The 15482-nt window shown below is 65.9% G+C and carries 14 protein-coding genes and 2 pseudogenes; 5 read left to right on the plus strand and 11 right to left on the minus strand.

The features are described 5' to 3' along the window. Window positions 1-92 precede the first annotated feature (92 nt). Window positions 93-1775 (plus strand): GMC family oxidoreductase, encoded by a 1683-nt coding sequence (locus CFB89_RS25420; protein ID WP_089470263.1) that lies wholly within the window; start codon window positions 93-95, stop codon window positions 1773-1775. A gap of 47 nt (window positions 1776-1822) precedes the next feature. Here CFB89_RS25420 and CFB89_RS25425 read toward each other — a convergent pair whose 3' ends face one another. Genes CFB89_RS25425 through CFB89_RS25450 form a run of 6 tightly spaced genes read right to left on the minus strand, consistent with a single transcriptional unit; the run spans window position 1823 to window position 8183 of the window. After that, window positions 1823-3250, minus strand: coding sequence for an aldehyde dehydrogenase family protein (locus CFB89_RS25425; protein WP_089470264.1), 1428 nt, complete (start codon window positions 3248-3250; stop codon window positions 1823-1825). A 37-nt stretch (window positions 3251-3287) separates the two neighbouring features. Then, entirely contained in the window at window positions 3288-4094 is an 807-nt protein-coding gene (locus CFB89_RS25430) for an ABC transporter permease (RefSeq protein ID WP_089470265.1), read from the minus strand. Further along, window positions 4091-5005 (minus strand): ABC transporter permease, encoded by a 915-nt coding sequence (locus CFB89_RS25435; RefSeq protein WP_089470266.1) that lies wholly within the window; start codon window positions 5003-5005, stop codon window positions 4091-4093. Before CFB89_RS25435 ends, CFB89_RS25430 begins: the two co-directional genes overlap by 4 nt. Then, window positions 5002-6336, minus strand: coding sequence for an FAD-binding oxidoreductase (locus CFB89_RS25440; RefSeq protein WP_089470267.1), 1335 nt, complete (start codon window positions 6334-6336; stop codon window positions 5002-5004). The genes CFB89_RS25435 and CFB89_RS25440 overlap by 4 nt, the downstream gene beginning before the upstream one ends. 2 nt (window positions 6337-6338) lie before the next feature. Further along, on the minus strand, window positions 6339-7049 hold the full coding sequence (locus CFB89_RS25445; protein WP_089470268.1) for an HAD-IA family hydrolase: 711 nt from the start codon (window positions 7047-7049) through the stop codon (window positions 6339-6341). A 57-nt stretch (window positions 7050-7106) separates the two neighbouring features. Beyond that, window positions 7107-8183, minus strand: a complete 1077-nt coding sequence (locus CFB89_RS25450) for an ABC transporter ATP-binding protein (protein ID WP_089470269.1) — start codon at window positions 8181-8183, stop codon at window positions 7107-7109. A gap of 100 nt (window positions 8184-8283) precedes the next feature. Here CFB89_RS25450 and CFB89_RS25455 point away from each other — a divergent pair, with 100 nt between their 5' ends. The 4 genes and pseudogenes from CFB89_RS25455 to CFB89_RS25470 all read left to right on the plus strand — a co-directional run bounded on the left by CFB89_RS25455 (window position 8284) and on the right by CFB89_RS25470 (window position 10759). Beyond that, window positions 8284-9255, plus strand: coding sequence for a LysR family transcriptional regulator (locus tag CFB89_RS25455; protein ID WP_089470270.1), 972 nt, complete (start codon window positions 8284-8286; stop codon window positions 9253-9255). Between the two features lie 100 nt (window positions 9256-9355). Next, window positions 9356-9583 (plus strand): DUF2945 domain-containing protein, encoded by a 228-nt coding sequence (locus CFB89_RS25460; RefSeq protein WP_089470271.1) that lies wholly within the window; start codon window positions 9356-9358, stop codon window positions 9581-9583. 6 nt (window positions 9584-9589) lie between these two features. Further along, window positions 9590-9900, plus strand: a pseudogene (locus CFB89_RS25465) (DUF488 family protein); the annotation flags it as partial. Between the two features lie 121 nt (window positions 9901-10021). Continuing rightward, the gene (locus tag CFB89_RS25470; protein WP_089470272.1) at window positions 10022-10759 is read left to right on the plus strand and encodes a sulfite exporter TauE/SafE family protein; all 738 of its coding nucleotides are present in this window, start codon (window positions 10022-10024) and stop codon (window positions 10757-10759) included. 278 nt (window positions 10760-11037) lie between these two features. On the opposite strand, the gene CFB89_RS25475 is transcribed toward CFB89_RS25470, so the two are convergent. The 5 genes and pseudogenes from CFB89_RS25475 to CFB89_RS25495 all read right to left on the minus strand — a co-directional run. After that, window positions 11038-11616 carry an NnrU family protein gene (locus CFB89_RS25475; protein WP_089470273.1) on the minus strand — a complete coding sequence of 193 codons (579 nt, stop codon included), beginning with the start codon at window positions 11614-11616 and terminating at the stop codon, window positions 11038-11040. A 321-nt stretch (window positions 11617-11937) separates the two neighbouring features. Continuing rightward, window positions 11938-12537, minus strand: coding sequence for a TfoX/Sxy family protein (locus tag CFB89_RS25480; RefSeq protein ID WP_089470622.1), 600 nt, complete (start codon window positions 12535-12537; stop codon window positions 11938-11940). Beyond that, a complete protein-coding gene (locus tag CFB89_RS25485) occupies window positions 12534-13643 on the minus strand; it encodes a malate/lactate/ureidoglycolate dehydrogenase (RefSeq protein ID WP_089470274.1) in 1110 nt (369 codons plus the stop codon). The genes CFB89_RS25480 and CFB89_RS25485 overlap by 4 nt, the downstream gene beginning before the upstream one ends. Window positions 13644-13703: 60 nt before the next feature. After that, window positions 13704-15158, minus strand: coding sequence for a M20 family metallopeptidase (locus CFB89_RS25490; protein WP_089470275.1), 1455 nt, complete (start codon window positions 15156-15158; stop codon window positions 13704-13706). Window positions 15159-15278: 120 nt separating this feature from the next. Next, window positions 15279-15428 (minus strand): annotated as a pseudogene (locus CFB89_RS25495) (2-nitropropane dioxygenase); the annotation flags it as partial. Between the last annotated feature and the right edge of the window lie 54 nt (window positions 15429-15482).

Genomic DNA, 15482 nt, shown 5'->3' on the forward strand with positions numbered 1-15482 from the left:
CGACACGTGGCGACGGTGGGCGTGCCCTGCCGCGCGCCGTGCGATGACCGCCGCGCCGGGCGCGGCCGCTTTGCCCCTTTTCGAGCGTCACGATGTACGACTATCTGATACTCGGCGGCGGCTCGGCCGGCTGCGTCCTTGCGGCTCGACTCACCGAGGACGCAAACCGAACCGTATGTCTGGTCGAGGCCGGCCGGGACCTCACACACGCGTCGATGCCCACCGCTATCCGAAGCCGCTATCCCGGACGCGCATACCTGGACCCTCGCAACATCTGGCGGCATCTGCACGCGAGCATGAGCCGGCCCGCCGCGCCGCGCCGCTACGAGCAGGGACGGTTGCTCGGCGGTGGATCGGCGATCAACGCTTTGATGGCCAATCGCGGGGCACCCGGCGATTATGACGAGTGGGAATCGCTCGGTGCATCGGGCTGGAACTGGGCGAGCTGCCTGCCCTACTTCGTCAAACTCGAGACCGACTGCGATCTCGCCGGCCCGCTACACGGCATGAACGGGCCAATACGGATTCGGCGCGCGCGCGACAATCGGCTCTCGCCGTTCGTACGGGGTGCGATCGGCGCGTTGGAGCGGCGCGGTTTTCCGCTGCGCGCCGATCAGAATGGCGCTTGGGAGGACGGCACGTTCGTCGGCGCGATCGCTGTCAGCGACGCCGGCGAACGCATCCCGACCTCGGTCTGCTACCTCGATGCAGCCGCCCGCGCTCGTTCCAACCTGACCGTCCTCACGGATTCGTTCGTTGAGCGCGTGCGGTTCGAAGGACGCCGCGCGACGGGTGCCGAGCTGCGCGGCGCCGACGGCACACACATTACGTTGAGCGCACAACGAGTCATCGTCTGCTCCGGTGCACTGCACAGTCCGGCGCTCCTGATGCGCAGCGGCATCGGTCCCGCGGAGAATCTCGCCGCGTTAGGCATTGATATAGTCGCGGCACGCGACGGCGTGGGCCGCAATCTGATGGAGCATCCGTCCATTGCCGTGTCGGCATTCTTGCCGCGCGCGATGCGCACGCCGTTTCCCGACGAGCATCACGAACAAGCGATCGTTCGGTACTCGTCTGGACTACCCGGCACGCCTGCGGGCGATATGCACGGCGCGATTCTGTCCCGCTCAGGCTGGCACTCGGTCGGCTATCGGCTCGGCACGATGTTCTTCTGGGTGAACAAGTCGTATTCGCGGGGCCGCGTGACGCTTGCGTCGCGGCATGCGAAGGACGAGCCGACGGTCGACTTCTCGATGCTTTCGGATTCCCGCGACCTCGAACGGCTGAAGGGTGCCGTACGCTTCGGGGCTGCCACCCTGGCGGACGCGAATTTTTCCGCAGCCCTCGGGCCACACTTTCCTTCGAGCTACTCGACGCGGGTTGCATCCGTAGCGCGCCCGGGCGCATGGAACGCAATACAGCGCGGGACACTGAGCGCACTACTCGACTTCGCCGGACCGCTGCGGGCAACGCTCATCGAACGTGTCGTCACGGCGCGCATTTCACTCGACACACTGCTGATGGACGACGCCGCAATGACGGAATTCGTCGTGCGATCGGTCGGCGGAACATGGCATCCGTCGGGTACGTGCCGGATGGGAGCGGCCGACGATCCGCTCGCCGTCACGGCATCGGACGGTTCGGTACACGGTGTCGAGGGGCTGTACGTTTGCGACGCATCATTGATGCCGTCGATCCCGTGCGCGAACACGAATGTGCCGACGATCATGATCGCCGAGCGGGTCGCAGATGGCTTGCGCGGACGGACCGCATAACGTTCGGACAGTTGCGGCGGCAGACCACGCCGAAGCCGGCGATAGGCTCAATGTCCGTACCCGACGATGCCCTTCACCTCGAGAAACGATTCGATTCCCCACTCGGCGTACTCGCGTCCATTGCCGGACTGCTTGTAGCCGCCGAACGGAGCGCCCGGATCCCACTCAGGATAGTTCAGATAGACACCGCCTGCGCGCAGCCTGAACGCCACCCGACGTGCCCGTTCGATATCGGTTGACTGGACGTAGGCGGCAAGGCCATAGGGACTGTCGTTCGCAATGGCGATCGCGTCCTCGTCGTTCCGGTACGGCAGGATTGCCAGCACGGGGCCGAAAATCTCCTCGCGTGCAATCGTCATGTCAGGACGCACGCCGGCGAATACGGTCGGTCGCACGTAGTACCCACGCTCGAGCCCGTCGGGCCGGCCAAGGCCGCCCGCGACCAGCGTCGCCCCCTCGGCCATACCGGCCGCGATCGACCGTTGGATACGCTCGAACTGCACGTCGCTGACGACAGGCCCCATCGTAACGCCCGCTGCATCGGCAGGCCCGACACGATGCGCAGCTGCCGCGCGACGGGCAATCGCGATTGCTTCCTCATGCCGCGACGCGGGCACGAGCATCCGCGTCGGCGCATTGCACGATTGGCCGCTGTTGCTGAAGCAGCTATTCACCCCCTTCGTCACGGCGATCTCGAAATCGGCATCGTCCAGCAGCAGATTCGCGGATTTTCCGCCCAGTTCCTGATGGACGCGCTTCACACTCGCCGCCGCGACCGCGGCAATCTGAACGCCTGCTCGCGTCGAGCCCGTAAACGACACCATGTCGACGTCCGGATGCGCGCAAAGCGCCGAGCCGACCGTCGGGCCATCCCCCTGCACAAGGTTGAACACGCCGGCCGGCACGCCTGCCTCATCGAGCACCTCGGCGAAGATCGTTGCGTTCAGCGGAGAAATCTCGCTGGGCTTGAGCACTGTCGTGCAGCCGGCAACGAGCGCCGGCGCGACCTTGCAGACGATCTGATTCATCGGCCAATTCCACGGCGTGATCAGCGCGACGACGCCGACGGGTTCATAGCGCACGAGCGTCGTCCCCTTGCGGCGCTGCCACGCGAAGGTTTCGCACGTACGCAGCAATTCCTCGAGATGCCGACGGCCGAGTCCCGCCTGCCATTCGCGCGCGAACTGGCGCGGCGCACCGATTTCGCGCGAGATTGTGTCGGCGATGTCGTCGTAGCGAGTCAGATACACGTCCAGTATCCGACGCACGAGCGCGACGCGTTCCGCTGGTTCCGTCAGCGAAAATGTCGCGAACGCGCGCTTCGCGGCGGCCACCGCCCGATCGACATCGCGGGCATCGCCAAGCGCGACGTCGGCGAACGGCACTTCGGTGCAAGGATCGGTTACTGCAAGCCGCTCGTTGCCGGCGGGCGCGACCCACGCACCGTCGATGTAGAAGTTCAACGCATTTCTCATGCAGGTTCCCGTTCGATATGAAGGATGTCGGATGGCGTCATACCCGTGCCGCCTGCGCCGAACCACCGCCACGCCGGCTAACGACGACGATCAATACGAGCATCAGCGTCAGCGCCGTCAACATGGTGCTGATAGCGGCGATCGTCGGGTCGATCTCGTCTCGCAACGTCACGAACATCCGCCGCGTCAGCGTCTGATTTGGGCCGCCCGATACAAACAACGCAACGACCGTCTCGTCGAGCGCCTGGATGAACACGAACACCGCGCCCGAGATCACGCTCGAGCGGATCTGCGGCAGCGTGACGGTCAGGAAGCTGCGCAGTCGATTCATCCCGAGACTACGCGCCGCCATTTCCTGCGCATGATCGAACGAGCGCAGGTCCGCACCCACCGCGATCACGACGTACGGCAGTCCGAGCATCGTATCGGCAAGGATCAGACCGCCCAGCGTATTCACGTAGTCGAGTTGCGAATAGACGAAAAACACGCCTATCGCGACGATGATGATCGGCACCATCAACGGCAGCATCAAAACCGTCCGCAGCCGACGGATCCACACATGTGTGCCGTGTTCGATCCCGTACGCCGCGGCAATGCCCACGGGCGTCGCGATTGCCGTTGCAAGGAACGATGCGGCGAGTGTCGTTCGAGCAGCCGCCAGCCAATCCGGGTTGCCGAAGAATGCCTCGTACCAGCGCAACGATAGCGCGGGTGGCGGAAAGGTCATGAAGCGCGTATCGGAGAACGACAGGGGTACGACGATGATCACCGGAATCATCAGGAATGCGAGGATCAGCACGACCAACGTAATCAGGAGTCCGCGCGTGAATGGATTCGGCTTCACTTTGCCCCCAGGGTCTTGTCGAGCGGAATGAGGCGGCTCGTCGCATAAAAGATCGCGAACACGCAAAGCAACAGCACGACGCTCACCGAGCTTGCCGCGCCCCAACTGTTATAAATTTCGACGTTTCGGCTCACGACCATCGACACCATGATTGACTTGCCGCCCCCCATCAGTTCGGGCGTGATGTAAAAACCGAGGCAGAGCACGAAGACGAGCGTCGCACCCGCAAGCACCCCGCCCATGGACAACGGCAGGAATACGCGCAGGAATGCATGGATGGGCGAAGCACCGAGGCTTGCGGCGGCGTGCGACAAGTTCGTCGGAATTTTCTGCATCGCCGAATAGAGCGGCAGCACCATGAACGGCAACAGGATATGAACCATCGCGATGATCGTGCCGAACTGGTTATAGGCCAGCTGAACCGGATGATCGATTAGGCCCGATGCAACCAACGCCTTGCTGACGAGGCCGGTGCGCTGCAGCAGCACGAGCCACGCATAGGTACGCACCAGCACGCTCGTCCAGAACGGCAGGATGACCATCCCGAGGATCAGTGCAGCCAGCTTGGGGCGCACCGACGCCGCAAGATACGCGACGGGATAGCCGAGCAGCAACGTCACACCTGTGACGATTGCGCTTAGTTTGAAGGTGAGCAGGAATGTATCGAGGTACGTGCCGCTGAAAATGCGCCGGTAGTTCGCGAACGTCAAGCCGCCGTCCTGGTGAATCGACTGCCACGACAGCCATGCGAGCGGCACGACGAGCAAAATCACGACAACTGCCAGTGCGGGCATCATCAAGCACAGCATCGCACGGTCCTCGCGACGTTGATAGCGCCGCGCCAAATCTGTTGTATCGGACGGCCGCGTCACTTCATACTCCGGGACGATCCCTCTGGCAGTCGTCATCATACCCCCACCGTATCGAGAAACTGATACCACGCCGCGACGAGCCGGACGCCCGGCTCGCGCAATGAATGGAACGGGACCGGCCGCAGTCCGTCTTGCGCGAGCAGCGCAAGATCCGGCGTTTCGCCGACGGCGAGCGCGGCCGCATGTTGGCCGACGAGACTTGCCATTGCAATGCCCGCGCCGTTGTAGCCGAGGCAGAACACAGTGGTGTCGTCGCCGCGGCCGACGTGCGGTAGCGCATTGAACGTCATGCCGACGTAGCCTGACCAGCGAAACTCGACAGGCACGTCGACGAGATTGGGAAATAGCGCAATCATCGCGCGGCGCAGCGCTTCGAAGCCGGTATCCTGCCCTTCCTTGCCAAAGGCGTCGCGGCCGCCGAACAGCATGCGGCCGTCGGCGCGGCGAAACCATTTCATCATCCGGCGCGTTTCGGTATAGCTGCGCCGCCTTTTCATCAGTGTCGCGTCGAGGTCTGCCGGCAAGCGCTGAGTCGCGATCATCGCGCTGCGAAACGGAACGAGTTCGCGCTGATACGGTGCCGTAGCGCGCGTAATGCCTGAATAGGCGTTCGTCGCAACGATCAGTTGCTTGGCGCGCACCGTGGCTGCCGGCGTGCGCAGCACGACGCCCGGAACACCCCACGTACGCTCGATCGCGACGACGGGCGTCGATTCGTGAATTGGAATGCCGCGCGCGATCAAGCCACGCGCCATGCCGAGCACGTATTCGAGCGGCAGGATCGTGCCGGCATCTTCGCTCAGCACCCCGCCGACGAAATTCTTCGACCCCGTCTCGTCCTCGGTCTCGCCGCGCGTGAGCACTTTCATCGTTCGATCGCCGAGCGCAGTGCGCACCCAGTCCGCCTCCGCGGCGCATGAGGCGAGTGCCCGCTCGGTATGGGCACAGCGTAGGCTACCGGTGCGTTCGAATTCGGCGCGTGCGATGGCAAACTCGTCGATAAAAGATTCCACCGCGCGTACGCCATCGTGGGCCAGCCGATGCATCCGCTTCGCGACGTCCAGGCCATGGCGCGCGGCGATATCCGGAAACGACACCCTGAACTTCGACGATACGACACCGCCGTTCCGGCCGCTCGCCCCCCAGCCGACCGGGTTGGCATCGAGCACGATGCACGACACACCGCGTTTGCTCAATGCGCACGCGGCCGCCAGCCCGGAATAACCCGCGCCGATGATGGCGACCTCGGCCTGGACATCGCACGCGAGTGCCCCACCGCCGACGGGCGAATCGAGCGAACCGGCGCGTGCGGCGAGGTGGCGCCAAAGCGACTCGGGCTGCGGCGACGTTGACACGAGCGGCGCCAGCATGGTCAGGCCGCGGCGAGTTCGGCCTCGACCGCATCCGCAAGCGCGGCGAGCGTCGAGTAGCAGAACGTCGGTGCAGTCACCTTTCCGGGTGCCGGCGTCGCACCGAAGCCCTCCTGACCGCGGCGACGCTCGATCCAGCAGGTGGCATACCCCAGTTCCGTCGCGATGCCGATATCGTGATACTGGCTTTGAGCCGTGTGCAGGATTTCGCGGAACTTGAAGCCGAAGGCCGCCTGGCGTCCGCGGTTGTACGCGAAGAATTGCGGATCGGGCTTGGCGGTGCCGGTTTCGTCGCAGCAGACCGTATCGTCGAACGGATCTCCAAGCGTATGCGCATAGGCCGACAGTGCGACGCGATCGGCATTCGTCATCGCTACCAGCCGAAAGTGCTTGCGCAGTCGCCGGAGCGCCTCGACCGAATCGGGGAACGCCGGCCAGTCGAGCACGTCCCGCTGGAACGCGGCGGCCGATTGCTCGTCGTCGGGCAACCCCAGTTCCTTGGCGAGCGACAGATAAACGTTCGCCATCGCGCAGCTCGAGCGCCCCGGGAAGGCAGCACGACCGCGCATGTACGGCTCGAAGATCTGGTCGTCGGTAAGATCTTTCGCGGCGGGGCCGCCGAGGCGGCGCACCGACGTAAGCACGCCGCGCTCGAAGTCAATAAGTGTGCCGACCACATCGAATGTCAGCACCTTGAAATCGGTAAGCTTCATGGATTCATCCCTCGATTGCGTTACGGTTGGGTGTGAAAAAGTCGAACTCGAGTTTGTTTACGCTGGTACGACGATCGTGTCGCGGGGCGACAGTGCGACAGAAATCGAGGCGCCCGGTACAGGCACGCGCTGCCGGGCCTCGTGATTGCCCGGCTGACGCAGGCTGACTGTCGTGCCATCGGCGAGCTGCGCGAACACGCGCAAGCTCTCGCCCTGGTACAGCACCTCGGTCACGCGGGCAGTGAGCCGATTGGCATCGGACGGAGCGTTACCGGCATCGATCACGAGCTTCTCCGTCTGCACGGCGAGCAGCAAGCTCGCGGCATTCGGTAACGGGTAGGCCGTGCGGAGCACCGCATCGCCGAGCGAGACGGCGTCGGCGCCCACGCGCACCACCGGCAACAGCGTTGCCTCGCCGATAAAACTCGCGACGAATGCGTTGCAGGGCCGATCGTAGAGCTGCTCCGGCGCATCGATTTGCACGAGCCGGCCGTCTTTCAAAACGGCAACCCGGTCGCTCATCGTCAGCGCCTCGCGCTGATCGTGCGTGACATAGATGATGGTCGCGCCAAGCCGGCGGTGCAGCCTACGCAATTCGATTTGCATCGTTTCGCGCAACTGCTTGTCGAGCGCGGAAAGCGGCTCGTCCATGAGAATGAGCTGCGGCTCGAACACCATCGCCCGCGCGAGCGCGACGCGCTGTCGCTGACCGCCCGAGAGCTCGCCGATCCTGCGGTGCTCGTAGCCGCGCAGTTCGACCATCGCGAGCGCGTCGGCCACCTTTGCGGTCCAGCCGGACTTCGGTTCACGCCGGGCCCGCAGCGGGAATGCCACGTTCTCGCCAACACTCATATGAGGAAAGAGCGCGTAACTCTGGAACACCATCCCGATGTTGCGTTTGTGCGGCGGCGCAAATGTAATGTCACGCTCGCCGACCCAGACGCTGCCCGAGCTGGGCTGCACGAATCCGCCGAGAATCCCGAGCAACGTCGTCTTGCCGGACCCGGACGGGCCCAGCAGCGACACGAATTCGCCTTCTGCCACATCGAGCGACACGTCGTCGAGCGCCACCACCGGACCATAGCGCTTTGCCGCGGATCGAATCGATACGCCTGCCTTCGCTCGTGCATCCATCGTTGTCTCCTGCTCGTATCGCTGTGTGATGTCAAAAATATAGGCGTCGGCTTTTTTGGCGGCAATTCACAAATTGTTGGATTGGGCATAACATCAGGTCATGCCTAGCCTACGCAGGAAACTGCCCAGCGCGAACGCGCTATTCGTCTTCGAGGCCGCCGCACGCTGCGGGAATTTCACGCGCGCGGCGCAGGAGCTGTATGTGAGCCAGCCTGCCGTCAGCCGGATGCTGTCGCGCATGGAAGAACACATCGGCGTGCGCCTGTTCGAGCGCGTGCACGGCGGCATCGAGTTGACCGAGAACGGCCGGATTCTCTATCGGAAGATTTCGGAGGGGCTGAACGGAATCGAAGGCGCGATTCGCGAAATCGAAGCGCGTTCAACCGGCGTAGAGCCCGTTACGCTGTCGGTCTCGACCGCCTTCACGACACACTGGCTGATGCCCAGGATGAGCCGGCTCAATCAGGCTTTTCCGTCGGTCGATCTGCGGTTCCAGTTGATCTCCGGCCGCATCGGCGGGCCGCTCGGCGACGTCGATCTTGGCATGCGCTTCGTACAAGAAGGGGAAATGCGCGAGAACAGCGTCCCCGTCATGCCAGAGATATTGCTGCCCGTTTGCAATCCGGCCTACCAGGAGAAAACCCACGCCGACGATTGGCATGTGCACGGAGACACGGTGATCGTGATGGATGACGAAGAACGCGGCTGGCATACGCGCTTCTCGGCGTTCAAGAACGCAACGCGTCATGCAGCCACCGTTTTGAGTTTCAACGATTACGCTATCGTGCTCCAGGCCGCATTGCTCGGCCAGGGACTCGCGCTCGGCTGGGTCAATGTGGTCATGCACTGGCTTGCGCAACGCGCGCTCGTGCCCGGCGAAGACGAGTTGGTTACGACGGATCGGATGTGCTGCCTCGCGTGGGCATCCAGCAGACCGTTGCGGCCGATCGTCGCCGAAGTTCGCGACTGGCTTATCGCGGAAATGCGTGCGGACCTTGCTGCCGTCGATAAGGTGCATCCGGCACTTGGACTCGCTCGAACGGTAGAAAGGGGGCTCGAATCCTGGTATTGACTGGCGCGACGCTCGCTACCTCTACGTTCGCTTCGTCGCGGCTTTCGCGCACGCCGCGAGGGCTACCCCGTCGCGCATCAACCCAAGGAGGCACCCCGCCATGACCACGCCCTTCAGGCTGAGCGACCACGTCCGCTGGAATTCCGAGGCCGGCTACGTGACCGGCACGATCGTCGCGATCCACACCGCCGACTTCGACTACAACGGCCATCGCCATCGCGCGTCGCCCGACGATCCGCAGTACGAGATCAAGAGCGACCGGACCGACCACGTCGCCGTGCATCGCGGCCGCGTGCTCGAACGCATCACCGGCAAGGACCGCGCATGACGCTCCCGCTACGCGGATTACGCGCTGTCGCCCGAATTTCGCGCGGCCTCGACCGACTGATCGCCCAGGGGCACGAGCAGCGCTGCGCGATCGTGTGTTCGGAAGCCGTGTGGTGGCGCTGTCATCGACGCATCGTGTCCGACTACCTGATCGCGCGCGGCGAAACGGTACTGCACATCATGGGGCGCAACCGCGTGGAACCCGCGCGGCTCACGGCCGCCGCCGTGATCCGGGACGACGGCACGATCGTCTACCCGAATGTCGACGATGACCATGACGATACCGCGCCGGTGCGCGGCGCCCCGTCGGACGCGTGACGTCACGCACACGCCTGCGCACCGGCTTCCGGCGGCCGCGATCCTGCATTACCATCGTGCGACCACCACGCCTGCGCTCGTCCCGGCAAGCGGCCCCCGCCACCTCTTTCGTTGCGCACCGATGCTTGCCCTCATCATCCTCGCCGGCCTCTGGGCCGGCCTGCAGAACGCCCTCGCGGGCGGCGGTTCGTTCATCACGCTGCCCGCGCTGATCGTGTCGGGCATGTCGCCGCTCGCGGCCAACATCACGTCGACGGTCGCACTGTTCCCCGGCCAGGTCGCGACGGGCTGGGCGAGCCGGAAAATGGTGAGCGGCGTGGGCAGGCTGCCATTTCGCGCGCTGTTCGCGATCAGCGTGGCCGGCGGCGCGCTCGGCGGCCTGCTGCTGCTGAAAACGCCGTCGTCGATCTTCTCGCACCTGGTGCCGTGGCTCGTGCTGTTCGCGACCGTCGTGTTCGCGTGGGGCAGTTTCTTTCGCAAACCGGGCGCCGGCGCGCAACATCTCGGCCCCGTCGCGGCCGGGCTCTCGCAGTTCCTGATCGCGATCTACGGCGGCTACTTCGGCGGCGGCATCGGATTCCTGATGATGGCCGCGCTGACGATGGCCGGCCTGCCGCCGCGTCATGCGATGTCGACGAAGAATGCGCTGGCGGGCGTGATGAACGCATCGGCCGTCGTGCTGTTCGTGACGTCGCCCCAACTGCACTGGCGCGCGGCGATCGCGCTCGGCGCCGGCGCGATCGTCGGCGGCCTGCTCGGCGCGTGGGCGCTGCATCGCGTGAACGAACGCGTGCTGCGCATCGCGATCGTCTGCATCGGCGCGCTGCTGACCGTCGGGTTGTTCGTCAAGCCCATCTGACGCACGCACGCCGTGGCGGCCGCATCGCGGCAATCGACGTGTCAACCGCAAGACGTCTTTGGCAATCCGATGCCGAACCGGGTCGCGCTACCGACGCTTGTCGCCGTGAGGTCGCCGGCGTTCAACCCGGATTCGCGCTTCCCGTTCTGGTTCGCGGTCCTGACGACGCCCGCGATCGTCGTGGCGTATTGCTCGCGGAGGAGGCAGCCGTCGTTCAGGCCGGCCGCCAGCGCGAAGGGTCGTTGACTGGCGGAAGGTCTATGGCGCACGCATTGCGTTCAGCCGAACGGCCGCACGCCGATCAGCGGACCGTGCAGGAACCGCGCGAACACGGCCCACGCGACGAGTCCGACCGCAACGGCCGCGACGTCGCCGGCCAGCGCGCCGGCCGGATAGCGGACACCGTCGCGGCGATCCCGCGCACGCGACACGACAAAATCGACGATCGACCACACGAAGAACGCGCCGAACAGCAGGACCGCATGCACGGTGCCGTTCACGAGCAGGTGCGCCACCGCCCAGACCATCACGCCGGCCAGCATCGGATGCCCGACGAGCGTCTTGATCCGGTTGCGCGGCACGTACGAGGCGGCGATCAGCACGAACGCGACCGCGGTCAGCATGCCCGTCAGGTGGCGCACGCCGACCGGCGACACCCACAGCAGCGTCGCGCCCGCGCGGGCGATCCCGTACCCCCAGATGATCAGCACGAAGCCGACGATCGACGCGATCGCGTAACCGCCCTTCCAGCCCCTCTCGCCGATCCGCTCGATCGTCGCGGACCGCCAGCCGTCGGCGACGATCCGGATCGAGTGCACACCGAGAAAGATCGCTAAACCGAGAATCAGGACGAGCATCGGCTGTCTCCGTCTGGAATGATGATTGGGGGGAAGCGTTCCGCGCGGCGTAAGGTGCGCCGTTCGCGGGGGCCGGCCGGCGACGAGGCCGACGCGGGTCGCGCAAGGCACGGACGCAACCCGCGCCGATCATAAACGCCGGGGCCGCCGTTGTGAAGCATGCAGGACGTGCGGCGCGTCAAGGTAGATGCATTCGTGCGCCGGATCGTGCGGGCAAATTGGTCGCGCAGCGTGCTGGTCGGTCGCGACGGGCACGCCTGACAGCCAGGAAAGCGAAAATCGCGAGGCTGTCGCTTCTCGTGATCGGGACAGTGATCGGGACTACGCCTGCTTGCGCTTCGTCACGGGTTTCGGTGCCGGCGCGGGCGACGATTTCGATGCCGGTTTCGCTTTCTGCGCCGACGCGGGTTTCGATGCTGCGTTCGCCGCCAGCTTCGTTTTCTGCGCGGACGCAGGTTTCGTCGCAGGCTTCGCTGCCGGTTTCGCTGAACGTTTCGGCGCGGCCTTCGATGCCGCTTTCGATGCGGCCGTCGGCCCCGCCCCGGATGCCTTCTTCGACGCCGCCCCCGCCTTGCGCTTCGGCGCCCCGGCCAGCAGCGCCGCGCGATACGCGCCGCGGCACCAGTCGAACAGCGCGCCCGCATCCTCGAGCACGTCGGCCGGCGTTTCGTAATAGCCCTCGAGCGAGACGGTGCGCGTGGGCCGCGCGTACGAGAACGGCCCCATGCCCGCCGCGACGAACGCCGGCCGGTTCACGTCGTCCACACGCAGGAACAGCGACCCGCGCGACATGAAGCCGAACATCACGCCGTCGAGCCGCAAGGCCGCGCCGCTGAAAAAGCGCACAACGGCGACCGTGCCGAGCGGCGCAAGCTGATACGCGATTTCCTCGCCGTGCGCCTTCTCCGCCTGCCAGCTCATGCGGACACCTCGCAGCGCCGCGTCCATGCATCGAGTTCGGCCGCGTCGACACCGACGGCCGCCGCGCTCTCGCGAATCTGCCGCCACGTCGCGCGGTCGACCGGAATGCCGGTGGTGCCGCGCGCGGCGCGGCTCGCTTCTTCAGGTTCGCCAGGCATCCGCACCGGCATATCGCCAGCTTGCGGCGACGCCTTCGCCCACGCGACGAACGCATCGGCTTCGCGCTCGGCATCGGCCGCGTCGAACGCTTTCGGATCGATCAGCACCGACAGCATCCCGTTGACGATCGCGCTCGTCTTCTGCAGCGTATCGCCGTACGTCGTATGCCCGCCCACGAGCGCGCCGCCGAAGATCTCGCACATCGCGGCGAGCGCATATCCCTTGTGCAGCCCGAATGGCAGCAGCGCGCCGAACGGCTGCTCGTGCATCACGGCCGGATCGTCGGTCGGCTCGCCGCGATGGTCGATCAGCGCCCCGGCCGGCACGCGCTTGCGCTGGTTGTACGCGACCCGCGTCTTGCCGTACGCGATCGCGCTCGTCGCGAAATCGAGCAGCAGCGGCGGCTTGCCCGCACGCGGATACGCGGCGCAGAACGGGTTCGTGCCGAAACGCGGATCGGTGCCGTGCAGCGGCGCGACCAGCAGGTCGCCCGGCACATTGACGAAATGGAACGACACGAGCCCCGAGCGCGCGCACTGTTCGGCCCAGTGCCCGATACGGCCGAGGTGATGGACGTCGCGCAGCCCGATCGCGCAGATGCCCATGCGCCGTGCGCGCTCGATCCCTTCGACCATCGCCTCGAACGCGATCACCTGGCCGAAGCCGCGCCCGCCGTCGATCGTCAGCACCGCGCCGCCGTCGCGGACGATCGACGCGTGCGCGTTCAACTGCAACTGCCCTTCCCGCCACGATGCGACGTAATTCGGGATCATCCCGATCCCGTGCGAATCGTGGCCCGCGAGATTCGCGCCCACCAGGTGGTCGGCGACGAGCGCCGCCTCGCGCGAATTGCTGCCGGCCCGTTCCCAGAGTGCCGAGACGAACGCATACAGCGGTTCGGCGCGCATGCGCAGCGGTTCGGTATCGGGCGTCGGCAGTGCGGTCATCGGCGACACTCCATCCAGTCGGTTCGAGGCGGGCAATCGGTACGTCGAACGCTGCGACGCTCAGCGCGCGGTCGCGATCACGTCGGCCACCGCCGCCGTGAGCTTCTTCGCGTACGGCACGTGCAGGAACTCGTTCGGGCCGTGCGCGTTCGACTTCGGCCCGAGCACGCCGCACACCATGAATTGCGCGGCGGGGAAGCCTTCCTGCAGCACGTTCATCAGCGGGATCGTGCCGCCCAGGCCCATGTACGCGCAGTCGGCGCCGAAGTGGCGGCGCGATGCGGCGTCGAGCGACGACGCAAGCCACGGCGCGAGATCCGGCGCGCTCCAGCCCGTCGCGGCGCCGGCGTCCGGCTTGAACGTGACCTTCGCGTTGTACGGCGGATCGAGCTCGAGCAACTCCTTCAACTGCTGCACGGCCTGCGCGGCGTCGACGAGCGGCGGCAGCCGCAGCGACAGCTTGAACGCGGTGCGCGGACGCAGCACGTTGCCCGCATCGGCGAGCGCCGGCAGGCCGGCCGCGCCCGTCACCGACAGCGACGGCCGCCACGTGGAATTCAGCAGCGCCTCGCGCGGATCGGTCGTGGTCGGCAGCACGGGCTTGCCGTCCTGGCCGCACGCCCAGGGCAGCCCCTTCCACACCGTGTCGCCGAGAATCGCGGCGGCCGCTTCGGCTTCGCGCACGCGACTCGACGGAATCTCGCAATGGAACACGCCCGGCAGCAGGTTGCCGCTCTTCGCGTCTTCGAGGCGTTCGAACAACTGGCGCATCACGCGGAAGCTCGACGGCGCGATGCCGCCGTACACGCCCGAGTGGATGCCTTCATCGAGCACCTCGACCTGCAGATCGCCGGACACGAGGCCGCGCAGCGACGTGGTGAGCCACATCTGGTCGTAGTTGCCGGCGCCCGAATCGAGGCACACGACGAGCGATACCTGACCGAGCCGGTCGCGCAGTGCGTCGACGTAAGGCAGCAGGTCGTAGCTGCCCGACTCTTCGCAGGTCTCGATCAGGCCGACGCAGCGCGGCCGCTCGATGCCCTGCTCGTCGAGCGCGCCGAGCGCCGCGAGGCTCGCGTAGATCGCATAGCCGTCGTCCGCGCCGCCGCGGCCGTACAGCTTGCCGTTCTCGAATTTCGGCGTCCACGGGCCGAGATCCGCGCGCCAGCCGTCGAATTCGGGCTGCTTGTCGAGGTGGCCGTACAGCAGGATCGTGTCGGTGCTGCCCGAACGCGTGGCCGGCGACTCGAAGAAGATCACCGGCGTGCGGCCCGGCAGCCGCACGATTTCGAGCTTCAGGCCCTTCACGGGCTGCCGTTCGGCCCATTGCGCGGCATCGGTGACGACGCGTTCGAGATAACCGCGCTTCGCCCAGTCGGGGTCGAATGCGGGGCTTTTCGCGGGGATGGCGATGTAGTCGGTCAGTGCATGGAGGATTTCATCGTTCCACTTGCGCTCGATGAAGGTAACGAGCTTGTCATGGTCGAGGACGGGGGTAGTGTCGACGGAAGTCATGGTGGGGGTGCCTGGATCGGGCTGACGAAAATCCAGATCATACGCCGATGCTCCCCCGCCGGCGCCCCTCCTGGCCGTTCAGCCAGCCTTCGAAAACGCGTCGCGCAGCCCGGCCGCGCAGGCGAGCGCGTCGCGCAACTGCTGCGGGCCGAGCGCCGCGCACGCGAGCGAACCGAGGCCGCCGGCTTCGCACACGGCAATCGCGAGCGGGCTCGGCGAGCCGACCATCGGGGCCTGGATCAACGGCAAACGGGAAGGCAGCATCGTCATCGGAATCCCTTTCAGTGTGAGCGGCCCTCGCCACATGGGTGGTGTTTTTCATCG

The organism is Burkholderia sp. AU16741 (assembly GCF_002223345.1).
GTDB classification, from domain to species: domain Bacteria; phylum Pseudomonadota; class Gammaproteobacteria; order Burkholderiales; family Burkholderiaceae; genus Burkholderia; species Burkholderia sola.